This window comes from Rahnella sp. R3(2024) (assembly GCF_042920125.1).
Classification (GTDB): Bacteria; Pseudomonadota; Gammaproteobacteria; order Enterobacterales; family Enterobacteriaceae; genus Rahnella; species Rahnella rivi.
Genome location: NZ_JBHGBU010000001.1, coordinates 3,313,224 through 3,325,374, shown reverse-complemented (window position 1 = coordinate 3,325,374; position 12,151 = coordinate 3,313,224). Strand labels below are relative to the sequence as shown.

At 55.0% G+C, this 12,151-nt stretch carries 9 protein-coding genes and 1 other annotated feature; of the genes, 2 read left to right on the top strand and 7 right to left on the bottom strand.

What is annotated here, in order from left to right; all coding sequences use genetic code 11:
• Positions 1 to 96 precede the first annotated feature (96 nt).
• On the top strand, positions 97 to 1,332 hold the full coding sequence (locus ABSH60_RS14940) for a diguanylate cyclase (protein WP_390974596.1): 1,236 nt from the start codon (positions 97 to 99) through the stop codon (positions 1,330 to 1,332).
• Between the two features lie 37 nt (positions 1,333 to 1,369).
• On the opposite strand, the gene ABSH60_RS14935 is transcribed toward ABSH60_RS14940, so the two are convergent.
• The 7 genes from ABSH60_RS14935 to dnaX all read right to left on the bottom strand — a co-directional run bounded on the left by ABSH60_RS14935 (position 1,370) and on the right by dnaX (position 9,712).
• Complete coding sequence (locus ABSH60_RS14935; protein ID WP_390974594.1) at positions 1,370 to 2,689, bottom strand: inosine/guanosine kinase; 1,320 nt, start codon at positions 2,687 to 2,689, stop codon at positions 1,370 to 1,372.
• A 38-nt stretch (positions 2,690 to 2,727) separates the two neighbouring features.
• Positions 2,728 to 3,690 (bottom strand): ferrochelatase, encoded by a 963-nt coding sequence (gene hemH, locus ABSH60_RS14930; RefSeq protein ID WP_056771203.1) that lies wholly within the window; start codon positions 3,688 to 3,690, stop codon positions 2,728 to 2,730.
• Positions 3,691 to 3,915: 225 nt separating this feature from the next.
• Positions 3,916 to 4,560 (bottom strand): adenylate kinase, encoded by a 645-nt coding sequence (adk, locus tag ABSH60_RS14925; RefSeq protein WP_056771200.1) that lies wholly within the window; start codon positions 4,558 to 4,560, stop codon positions 3,916 to 3,918.
• A 183-nt stretch (positions 4,561 to 4,743) separates the two neighbouring features.
• Positions 4,744 to 6,609: a molecular chaperone HtpG gene (gene htpG, locus ABSH60_RS14920; RefSeq protein WP_056771993.1), complete on the bottom strand. Its 1,866-nt coding sequence runs from the start codon at positions 6,607 to 6,609 to the stop codon at positions 4,744 to 4,746.
• Between the two features lie 171 nt (positions 6,610 to 6,780).
• Complete coding sequence (gene recR / locus ABSH60_RS14915; protein WP_056771197.1) at positions 6,781 to 7,386, bottom strand: recombination mediator RecR; 606 nt, start codon at positions 7,384 to 7,386, stop codon at positions 6,781 to 6,783.
• Positions 7,386 to 7,715, bottom strand: a complete 330-nt coding sequence (locus tag ABSH60_RS14910; protein WP_056771195.1) for a YbaB/EbfC family nucleoid-associated protein — start codon at positions 7,713 to 7,715, stop codon at positions 7,386 to 7,388. Before ABSH60_RS14910 ends, recR begins: the two co-directional genes overlap by 1 nt.
• 41 nt (positions 7,716 to 7,756) lie before the next feature.
• Positions 7,757 to 9,712, bottom strand: a complete 1,956-nt coding sequence (gene dnaX / locus ABSH60_RS14905) for a DNA polymerase III subunit gamma/tau (protein WP_390974591.1) — start codon at positions 9,710 to 9,712, stop codon at positions 7,757 to 7,759.
• Positions 8,360 to 8,424 (bottom strand) — a sequence feature (DnaX frameshifting element). Its footprint overlaps the gene before it by 65 nt.
• A gap of 321 nt (positions 9,713 to 10,033) precedes the next feature.
• Here dnaX and ABSH60_RS14900 point away from each other — a divergent pair.
• Positions 10,034 to 12,097 (top strand): alpha-amylase, encoded by a 2,064-nt coding sequence (locus ABSH60_RS14900; protein WP_390974589.1) that lies wholly within the window; start codon positions 10,034 to 10,036, stop codon positions 12,095 to 12,097.
• Positions 12,098 to 12,151 lie beyond the last annotated feature (54 nt).

The following is a 12,151-nucleotide window of genomic DNA, read 5'->3' as shown; positions in this document are numbered from 1 at the left end:
CGTTTTTTTCCCTTTTACCTCTGTAACATAAAAAACGCCAAATCAGATCATTTCGCGGTATTCTGTGGCTATGCCAAATATTGATCGGTCGTCGCAATGTCGTTACCCCATCTGGAAACGTTAAACATATTGAGTACGCCGATTTGGGTTGTTTCGGCGCAAAGTCAGCACATCCTTTTTGCCAATATCGCCGCCAGAAAGCTGGCAGGCAACAGCCTGCTGGGGCCGCTGCGTAACGGCCAGTTTTCCGTTCATTCTCACCAGTCTCTCGATGCCTATTTGCCGAATCTGGCGAAAGGCGATCAGATTGTCGAAATCTGGACGATCCACAAAGAAGGCCGCGCATTTCCGCTGACCTGCCGCTTATCCTCGATACCGCTGGATGGCAGTGAACATGCCATTGTCTTCGAAGGTGCCCACACGTCCGCCGCCAATGTTCCGGTACCCGTTCCCAGCAACACACGCTATCGCCGCGATGAAAGTGGTTTCTATGAGCGTTTCTTTCAGACCAACAGCGCCCCGATGTTGTTAATCGATCCCGCCAATAATGGGCAGATTGTCGATGCCAATCAGGCCGCCACCCGTTTCTATGGCTATACGCGCGACGAAATCTGCATGAAACACACCTGGGAAATCAATGCGATGGGGCTGGACGTATTGCCGGTGATGCATGAAATTGCCCGACTGCCCGGCGGGCACAAGCCGCTGACGTTCGTGCATAAACTGGCGGACGGCAATTTGCGCCACGTCCAGACCTATGCCGGGCCGGTGGAGCTGAACGCGGTACGGCTGATGTTGTGCATCATTCACGACATCACTGAGCAAAAACGGCTTGAGCAGGAACTGGAACATGCAGCGCTTCGTGATCCGCTCACCGGGCTGGGTAACCGTCGTCAGTTCATGCAACTGGTGGAGAATGCGCGCACGCAAAATCCGCAGCGGACACACAATTTCAGCCTGATGCTGGTGGACGCCGATCATTTCAAAACGATCAACGATCAGTACGGGCATAACAAAGGCGATGATGCGCTGGTGATGCTGGCCAGAACGCTGGAAACCGGGATCCGCGAAAGCGATACGGTCTTCCGCTGGGGCGGTGAGGAGTTCCTGATTTTGCTGCCGCTGACGCCTCTGGAAGGCGCGATGATCGCTGCCGAAGCCCTGCGTGAAAGAGTGCAGCAGTTATCGCAGCCGGAAATGCCTGCGCTGACTGTCAGCGTGGGCGTGGCGCAGTACGAAGCGGGGGAAGATTTTACCAGCCTGTTTAAACGTGTGGATGACGCGCTGTATCGCGCCAAAACGTCAGGCCGTAATCAGGTGCAGGCAGGATAATCAGAAAGCCGGACGGGGGTCACCCCGCCCGCTTCACTCAGCGTTCCCAGTAACTCTCTTCCAGACTGTCTTCACGTTCCGGCAGGCCACGCGTCAGACGCGGTGAATGCTGGTTAAGCACCTGATAACTCACACGGTTGGCGTATTTACACACCTGTGCCAGCGAGGAATAGGTCAGATACTCGCGCGAATGCTTGCTGGAATTGGGAACGGACGTGCGGTGAAAACCGTTCGCCGCAATGTCATGCAACAGCGCCGATAACGCGCCATCGCCTGCCCCGTTGGTATTCATGATTTTTTCCGGGCCGCCCATGTAAGGCGCGATGTGGGAATAAATCTTCAGCGGTTGCTCACAACATTCACGGCGCATCGCACGGCTGAATTCGTATTGGTTAAATTCGGCAATCGCCCCCGGCAGCAGGGGATGCTGCGTGGTACGCTTGAACGCTTCTTCGGTATAACTCGCCATAAACAGGCCGTTCGGCCCGGCGGTACACAACACCAGATCGACCCAGTCCAGCGCCTTATCGGCGGCCATCAGCGGATCTTTCATGCTGGTGAGTGCAAATCCTTCATCTTCGTTCATCGCCAGAATCGAGACATGATCGCGCAGGAAATCGCGCCATGCCTGCGGATCATCTGCAATCACATATTGCGTGCCGAGCGTTAGTACCACCGGCACATGATATTTTTTCGCGTACTCAATCGCCTGCATGGTGGCTTGCGGAATAGGCTCGCCGGGTTTGCTGCGTAACAGGTATGAGGTCAACAGCAGCGCGGAGGCGCCGGCGATGACGTCTTCCGGTACGCTTTCGGCTTTCAGTCCGTTCATCTTGCCCGGACTGATGGCAAACGTACGTTCGCCGGTGTCGCTGATAAGCGTAAAGCATCGGCCGATCGCGCCATCGACGCCCTGCAGGAAGTTTAGATCTACACGGCTTGAGGTGTTGCACAGGTAGCGGTAGGCGTAATCACCGATTCTGACGTTGTTACACATCACCCCCAGCAGAACCGAGCGGTCATCGGCCAGCACGGAATAGTTGTGCAGCGTATTGCCCACGGTGCCGCCTGCAAACTGGTGCGTAATCAGCGCGTTTGCCATCAGTTCCTGGTAAAGCGCTTCCGACATGTCATCATCAAGAATATTGGACTCGCCGGGCGTCAGACCGTAACGGGCAACAAAACTTTCATCCACGCGCGCTTCGATATCCACCATCGTCTGATCGATACCAACAATATAGGATGCCCCGCCCTCGGATTCCGGCTGCATCGCCTGCAGCATAGAATCGCGCAGTAAAGGGTCACGCGCGCTGACCGGAAAATAGTGTTTTGACTTACGCTTACCAGGAAATTTCATTGCTTGTTCTCAGGAAATTCAAAAAGCTCAGCCTTCCATCAGAAGTGCTGAGTGACCAGTTGTTGCAGCAGATCGATATGCTCCGGCTGGTCGTTTAAGGCGTCAATATATTCGAAGCGCTCGCCGCCTGCATGCATAAAAATCTCACGATTCTCTTCTTTGATCTCTTCCAGCGTCTCCAGACAATCCGAGGCGAAGCCGGGACAGATAATCTGGATAGACTTAACGCCCTGAGCCGGAAGGCCTTTGAGGGTTTCGTCCGTGTACGGCGTCAGCCACGGTTCACGGCCAAAGCGCGACTGGAAAGTCAGCATAATTTTGCCGGTCGGCAGTTGCAGCGCATCGGTCAGCGCCTGCGCGGTGTCGCGGCAGCGCTGTTCGTAATCATCACCTTCCGCCACAAAACGCTTTGGAATACCGTGGAAGGACAACACCAGACGGTCCGGTTCGCCATGTTGCGCGAAAGAACGTTCGATACTGGCTTTCAGCGCGGAGATGTAGGCCGGATGGGTGGCGTAATCACGAATAAAGCTGAGGGACGGCAGACGGCGCTGTGATTTCAGCACCCGCGCTACGCCGTCGAAAACGGCGGCACTGGTGGAACAGGAATATTGCGGATACAGCGGCAGCACCACCATTTTGGTCACACCCTGCGCCAGCAGTTTTTCGATCGGATCTTTCATACCCGGCTTGCCGTAGCTCATTGCCAGTTCAACCGGCGTACCCGGCAGGCGCTCAGCCAGGGCTTTTTGCTGTCGACGGCTGAAAACCATCAGCGGCGAGCCTTCTTCCATCCACACGGATTTGTACAGCTTGGATACGCGCGGAGAACGCAAAGGCAAAATCACCAGATTCAGGATTGGCCACCAGAGCAGGCGGGGTGTATCTACGACGCGGATATCACTCAAAAACTCACCCAGGTATTTTTTTACGGCCTTAGGCGTCGGTGCTTCAGGTGTTCCGAGATTAACCAGGAGGACCCCGAATTTGGTCTGCGTCATGCTGAATTTCCTAAATTGATGGCGTTGAAGCCAGAGTGAAAAATCATGGGCGCTCCCGTTTACGGTAGCTCAGGAAGAAGCGCACGTCATTGTAACGAAAACAAAGGCGATCGGAACAACGGCAATGGCTATCAATGCGAATTGTGACTATTTCTGGCAGGGGATGGCGTAAAAACAAACGGGGCGACCTAAGTCACCCCGTTAACAGAACCGGTGCAGCGGGAATCAGCTTAAGATAGCCGCGAGTTCGTCACGCACGGCAGAAACCTGCTGGGTGCCGTCTATTTTGACGTAGCGGGTGTTGCCTGCTTCTGCTTCTTTACCGTAGTAGGACACCAGTGGCTCAGTCAGCTCATGGTATTCCACCAGGCGTTTACGCACGGTTTCTTCCTGATCGTCTTTACGGGTGATCAGGTCTTCGCCGGTCACATCGTCTTTACCTTCCACTTTTGGCGGATTGTACTGGATGTGATACACACGGCCAGAGCCCGGATGTACGCGACGACCGACGATGCGATCCACAATCAGTTCGTCAGGTACGTCGAATTCCAGCACGTAATCGACCTTGATGCCCGCTTCTTTCATGGCATCAGCCTGCGGAATGGTGCGAGGGAAACCGTCTAACAGGAAACCGTTACGGCAATCTTCCTGCTGAATACGTTCTTTCACCAGAGCGATAACCAGTTCGTCCGTCACCAGTTTACCGGCGTCCATAATCTCTTTTGCTTTCTTGCCGAGCTCACTTCCGGCCTTCACAGCGGCGCGCAACATATCACCGGTAGAAATCTGAGGAATACCAAATTTCTCCATGATGAATTGGGCCTGAGTACCCTTACCTGCGCCCGGAGCGCCCAGCAGAATGATACGCATTGCGTAAATCCCCTTGCATGTAATTTTTATGAATCTCGAAAAACGGTCAACCATACCATTCTGAGCGCTTTTGCTCAAGGAACAACCCCTACGGGCACTGGGGTTAACGCGGCAGATTAGGGGGGCGACCATAAAAAAAGGGCCTCGTTTTCACGACGCCCTTTTCACTTTTATTTCAGCAGATTACGCCTGCAACAGCGTATTCATACGGCGAATAAACAGGTTTGGATCTTCCAGCGTGCCGCGTTCTGCGAACAGCGCCTGATCCAGTAACAGTTCGATCCACTCACTGAACTGGTCTTCGTCAGCCACATCAGATGCACGTTTCACCAGCGCATGTTCAGGGTTCAGCTCGAAGATGTATTTCACTTCTGGCGCTTCCTGACCGGCAGCGGCAAACAGTTTGGCCATTTGCGTGGTCATCTCGTCAGCACCGGTGGTCACAATGGCTGGCGTATCGGTCAGACGGTGCGTCAGACGCACTTCTTTCACACGCTCACCCAGCAGCGTTTTCACGCGCTCGACGAACGGCTCCAGCGCTTTTTCCGCTTCTTTCTGCTCTTCGCTTTCGTCAGCCAGTTTGTCCAGTGTGTCGTCAGCCTTGCTGACGGACTGGAAGACTTTGCCATCGAACTCAGTCAGATAGCTCATCATCCATTCGTCGATGCGGTCAGACAGCAACAGAACTTCGATGCCTTTCTTACGGAACAGTTCCAGATGCGGACTGCTCTTCGCCGCGGCGTAGCTGTCGGCTGTGATGTAATAAATCTTGTCCTGACCTTCCACCATGCCCGCCACATACTCTTCCAGCGACAGAGTCTGCTCGCTGCTGTCGTTGCGGGTGCTGGCGAAACGCAGCAGTTTGGCGATGGTTTCTTTGTTCGCGCCGTCTTCTGCCGGGCCTTCTTTCAATACCAGACCAAACTGTTTCCAGAATTGCAGGTATTTTTCGTTGTCGTCTTTCGCCAGTTTCTCCAGCATTTGCAGAACACGTTTGGTCAGCGCACTGCGCAGGTTCTGAGTAATGCGGCTGTCCTGAAGAATTTCACGGGACACGTTCAGCGGCAGATCGTTGGAATCTATCAGACCACGCACGAAACGCAGGTAGTTCGGCATGAACTGCTCGGCTTCGTCCATGATAAACACGCGCTGAACATACAGTTTCAGGCCGTGCTTGTGATCGCGGTTCCACATATCCCACGGCGCCTGTGAAGGGATGTACAGCAGGCTGGTGTATTCCTGCTTACCTTCAACGCGGTTGTGGCTCCAGCTCAGCGGATCGCTGAAGTCATGGGAGATATGTTTGTAGAACTCAACGTATTCTTCGTCGGTGACTTCAGACTTGCCACGGGTCCACAGGGCCTGCGCCTTGTTGATTTGCTCCCAGGTGACAGTGCCGTCTTCTTCGTTACGGGTTTCAACTTCAACCGGCAACGCAATATGGTCAGAGTATTTGCTGATGATGGAGCGCACGCGCCAGTCATCAAGGAATTCGTCCTGATCTTCGCGCAGATGCAGGGTGATTTCAGTCCCGCGATCGGCTTTCTCGATATCCGCCAGGGTATATTCACCTTCACCGGCAGATTCCCAGAACACGCCTTCGTCGGCGCTGGCACCGGCCGCACGGGTGCGCACGGTCACTTTATCGGCCACGATAAAGGCAGAGTAGAAACCGACGCCAAACTGGCCGATCAGCTGGCTGTCTTTCGCCTGCTCAGAACCGACAGATTGCAGGAAAGCTTTGGTGCCGGATTTGGCGATAGTACCGAGGTTGTCGATGACTTCATCGCGGCTCATACCGATACCGTTGTCGCTCAGCGTCAGGGTGCGTTTTTCTTTATCAAACGCCAGACGCACGTGCAGTTCGCCATCGCCTTCATATAACTCAGGCGTGGACAGCGCGCGAAAGCGCAGTTTGTCAGCCGCATCGGAAGCGTTGGAGATTAACTCACGCAGGAAAATTTCTTTGTTTGAATACAGAGAATGGATCATCAGATGAAGAAGTTGTTTTACTTCAGACTGGAATCCGCGTGTCTCTTGTCCTTTCATACTCATCAAATTACCTCAATCCAGATACTGTTATTGACCAAATCAGACGTTGAGGAATAAGTGGGGTTAGGGACGGGGGTTTTCAAGCATGCGGCAAAATAATTTAGAAGAAATTCAGCAGGACAGGAGAAAGTAAACCGGGCGCGCTGCGCTGCGCCCGATCCATAACAGTCAGAACTTGAAGGGATTACGTCCGGCGAGGGAATGTGACAGCGTGGTACCGTCCACCATATCCAGTTCGCCACCGACCGGCACACCGTGCGCGATACGGCTCGCCAGCACGCCGTACTGGCCGCACATTTCAGCGATGTAGTTGGCCGTTGCTTCACCTTCGACCGTCGGGTTAGTCGCAAGGATCACTTCCTGAATGTTTTCACTTTCAAGACGCTCTTCCATGCGGCCCAGACCAATGTCGTCCGGCCCGATGCCATCAAGCGGTGACAGGTGGCCCATCAGCACAAAATAGCGACCAGAGAACTGACCGGTTTGTTCTATCGCGTGAATGTCTGCCGGGCTTTCCACCACGCAAATCTGGCCGTTTTCTTTACGCCGTGGATTGGCGCAAATCGTACAGATTTCCTGCTCGGTGAACGTACGGCAATCGGCACAGTGGCCGATTTCAGACATCGCACGCGTTAAAGACTGCGCCAGCCGCATTCCGCCGCTGCGATCGCGTTGCAGCAACTGAAATGCCATACGTTGCGCAGACTTCGGGCCAACGCCCGGCAGGCAACGCAACGCCTCCATTAAAGATTCAAGGAGAGGGCTGGTTTGCATCAGAACGGCATCTTAAAGCCTGGTGGCAACTGCATGCCGCCAGACACGGCTGCCATTTTTTCTTTCTGAGTTTCTTCGATACGACGTGCAGCATCATTGAACGCCGCAGCGATCAAATCTTCCAGCATGTCTTTATCGTCTTCCAGCAGGCTTGGATCGATTTCAACGCGACGCACATTATGCGCACCGTTGATGGTGATTTTTACCAGGCCAGCGCCTGATTCACCGGTGACTTCCAGCAGAGCGATTTCTGCCTGAGCCTGTTGCATTTTTTCCTGCATTTGCTGGGCCTGTTTCATCAGGTTACCAATGCCGCCTTTTCCAAACATAGTCTTCTCTCTCAGCAATGGCCGCGTCACAATCGCGGCGTTTAAATTGGGCGGATACTTTCTTCATCCAGCTCCGCGTCGAAGAACCGGCGCAGTGTCTGAATGTTGTTATCCGCAATAATTGACTGACGCGCCTGCGCCAGTTTTTCTTCATAAATGGCCTGTCGCCACTCAAGCGGCGTTTTCACCGCCAGATTATCATCTTCCAGCACGGTGAGTTCAACCGGTGTCTGATGCAGCGCCGATAAGGCCTCCGCCAGCACTTTCTGCGCGGACGGCGAATTCAGATGCTTTTGCGAAGAACGCAGGTGCAGGCAGATCTTGCCCGGTTCCGGCTGTTCCCGGTACGCATTCAGCGCCAGTTGCTGAACCAGTTTCGGAATGGTCAGACGGCTGATTTCGGCCGCCCATTCATCACGTTCAATCGCTTCTTCTGCCAGACGGGAAGCCAGTTCCGGCGATTTTTCATGCTCAAGAGCCGTTCGCAAGGCTTTCGGCGTGGCCACTGGCTCGGAGGACTCTTCCGGCTCAGTCAGCGCTTTCCAGCGGTACGCTTCTTCTTTGACCGGCGCAGCGGGCTCTTTCTTCGCGCTGGCCTGTGTCTGCGCACGTTCAGTCACCGAAGCGAGGCGCTCCAGTGCTGAGTTTGCCGGCCGCGCTTTTCCTGGCGCTGCCGGCTCAGCTTTTTTTGGGGTGGTACTCCCCTGCTGCCTGAGTAATTGTGTTCGCGCCTGCAACAGCTGTGCGGTGGAATCCGGCATCGAAGCCGGTTCTGCGCTGCCGTGCGGCGGTGGCGAATCATTGTGGCCCTGCTGCGGCGACGGCTGCTGCGTTGTTGCGGCGCGCGGCGCGGGGGCGTGAGGTTGCGGCGCAACGTAAGCAGGTGCCGCGGCCGGCTCAGCAATGATCACTTTCGGATGGAAGGCCAGCGCGCGCAGCAGCGTCATTTCAACGCCCATGCGTTTGTCCGGCGCGTACGCCAGCTCTTTGCGGCCAATCAGTAAGGTCTGGTAATAAAGCTGAACGTCAGCCGGCGGAATGACACGCGCCAGTTCACGCAGGCGTTGTTCAATCGCCGCATAATGATTATCAAGCACTGACGGCAACAGCTGAACCATGGCAATGCGGTGCAGCAGCGCCAGCGTTTCTACCAGCAGATTTTCCCAGTCCACGCCACGGGACGCAGCTTGCTCGACCTGCGCCATCATCTGGCCGCCATCAGCGCTGACCAGCGCTTCCAGCATCGCCAGTGGCTGTTCGTCGTCGAGGGTACCGAGCATTTGTGCCACGGTTTCGGTGGTCACCGCGCCCTGACCCATGGCGATGGCCTGATCGGTCAGGCTCAGTGCATCACGCATACTGCCGTCGGCAGCACGGGAAAGCAGCTGAAGCGCGCGCGGTTCAGTGGCAATGGTTTCCTGAGTTAATACGTTTTCGAGCTGTTTGCGGATTTGTTCCGGATCCAGCGCTTTAAGATGGAACTGCAAACAACGCGATAAAATCGTGACCGGTAATTTCTGCGGATCGGTCGTCGCCAGCAGGAATTTGACGTGCGCGGGCGGCTCTTCCAGCGTTTTCAACAGCGCATTAAAGCTGTGACGCGAGAGCATGTGAACTTCGTCAATCAGATAGACTTTGAAGCGGCCACGGGCCGGCGCGTACTGGACGTTATCCAGTAATTCGCGGGTATCTTCGACTTTCGTCCGGGAGGCAGCGTCGATTTCGATCAGATCAACAAAACGGCCCTGTTCGATCTCGCGGCAGTTGTCACACACGCCGCATGGCGTGGAGGTGATGCCGGTTTCGCAGTTCAGTCCTTTCGCCAGCAGACGGGCAATGGTGGTTTTCCCCACGCCACGGGTACCGGAAAACAGGTAGGCGTGATGGATGCGCCCGAGCGACAGGCCATTAGCCAGTGCGGTCAGCACATGTTCCTGTCCGACGACGTCGGCAAAAGTTTGGGGGCGCCACTTACGGGCAAGAACCTGATAGCTCATTAACACTTCATCGTTGATTTATAATGAATAATTTGACGATACACGAAAAAACATCGTTTAACCCGTCTTTCTGCGCTGGTCTGCGAAACGGAGACTGAGGACTCAGCATAATGATGCCGGAGCCAGACTGCCACTCCTTAGTGTACCAGCAGGGTCGCCATCATTCCTATTACTTTACTTTTTGCGCAGCGCGCCGCAGTTTCTCCGCCTTCGTCCTCCTCCTGATAATTCGCGTCAGGGGATGAGGGCAAATTTTGTGCACTGATTACACTCAATTCACCTCTGTTCCGATAATGCTTCCTGCCCCGCGTAAGGAGAGCCATGAAACGCCTGACACTGCCGTTATTACTGCTCGTTTCCCCTGCTGCCCACAGCTGGACGCTGCAAGGGTTCCCCACGTTTGCCGAACCGGTGAGCGGAATATTCATCAGCCACGCCGCGCTACCCAAAGGTCAGCGCGCACTGGAATTACATCAGGATAATCAGTGCTGGCAACCCACCGGCGCGGTAAAGCTTAACGAGATGCTGTCGCTGCAACCTTGTGAAAACAATGCACCGGTTAACTGGAAACAGTTCCGCGCAGGCGATTATCAGGTGCGGATTGATACCCGCAGCGGCACCCCCACGCTTCAGCTGAGCCTGAAAACGGTGCAGGAAAGTGTCGCCGCCGTGACAAAAACCTGTCCGCGATGGGATGGCAAACCGCTGAACGTCGATGTCTCCGGCACATTTGCCGACGGCGAAACGGTGCGCGACTGTTATTCCGGCCAGACCGCACAGGTCACCGGCGGTCACATCACGATGACACCCGATCCGGCCAGCGGCGGCCTGCTGTTGCTCGAATCTGCGGAGCACAAAAAAACCGCCGCCTTTAGCTGGAAAAACGCCACGGTCTATTTCGTGCTGACCGACAGATTCGAAAACGGCAATCCGGATAACGATCACAGCTATGGCCGTCACAGTGACGGAATGCAGGAAATCGGCACCTTCCACGGGGGCGATCTGGCCGGGCTGACCGGCAAGCTGGATTATCTGCAACAACTGGGCGTCAACGCGCTGTGGATCAGTTCTCCGCTGGAACAAATCCACGGCTGGGTCGGCGGCGGCACCAAAGGTGATTTCCCGCATTATGCCTATCACGGCTATTACACCCTCGACTGGACAAAACTGGACGCCAATATGGGCACCGGCGAGGACTTGCAAAAACTGGTCAGCGAGGCCCATAAACGCGGGATCCGCATTTTGTTTGACGTGGTGGTCAATCACACTGGCTACGCCACGCTGGCGGATATGCAAACCTATCATTTCGGCTCGTTATATCTGAAAGGCAGCGACATCGAAAAAACGCTCGGCAAAAACTGGACCGACTGGAAACCCGGCCCCGGCCAGAACTGGCACAGTTTTAATGATGACATCAATTTCAGCGACAAAGACGGCTGGAGCACGTGGTGGGGCAAAAAATGGATCCGCACCGACATTGGCGATTATGACTCACCCGGTTATGACGATCTGACCATGTCGCTGGCGTTCCTGCCGGATATCAAAACCGAATCCACACAAGCCAGCGGCCTGCCCGTTTTCTATCGTCACAAACCTGATACCGCCGCCCGTGAAATTCCGGGGGCAACGCCGCGTGATTATCTGGTGACCTGGCTCAGCCAGTGGGTACGGGATTACGGCATTGACGGATTCCGTGTCGATACCGCTAAACACGTGGAAAAACCGACGCTGGCCTTACTTAAAGCCCGCTCAGCCGAAGCGCTGAAACAGTGGAAAGCCGCCAATCCGTCCCAGGCGCTGGATGACACGCCATTCTGGATGACCGGTGAAGCCTGGGGTCACGGCGTAATGAAAAGTGATTATTACGACAATGGCTTTGACGCAATGATTAACTTTGATTTTCAGGATCAGGCCGCGGCGGCGCTGAGCTGTTTTGCCAATATCGATGCAACTTATCAGCAGATGGCAGAAAAAATGCAGGAATTTAATGTGCTGAGTTATCTCTCATCCCATGATACCCGGCTGTTTTTTGCGGCTGATGCCAAAGGATCTCTGTCTTTGCAGCAACGCGCTGCCGATGTGCTCCTGCTGGCACCCGGCGCGGTACAGATCTTTTACGGCGACGAAAGCGGACGACAGTCTGGCCCGACGGGCTCGGACCCTTTGCAGGGAACGCGATCAGACATGAACTGGCATGAACTGACCGGCGCGAAACAGGCGCTGCTCACGCACTGGCAAAAGCTGGGCATATTCAGGGAGCGGCATCCGGCGGTCGGCGCAGGGGTACAGAAATCGCAGCAGACGGCACAATATTACGCCTTCAGCCGTCAGCATGATGACGATAAAGTGATGGTGGTCTGGGCGGGAGAAAACGGAAAAGAGTAACGCAGAAAGCAAAAGGCCTCGCGTTAACGGCGAGGCCAGTTCACATCAACTGTT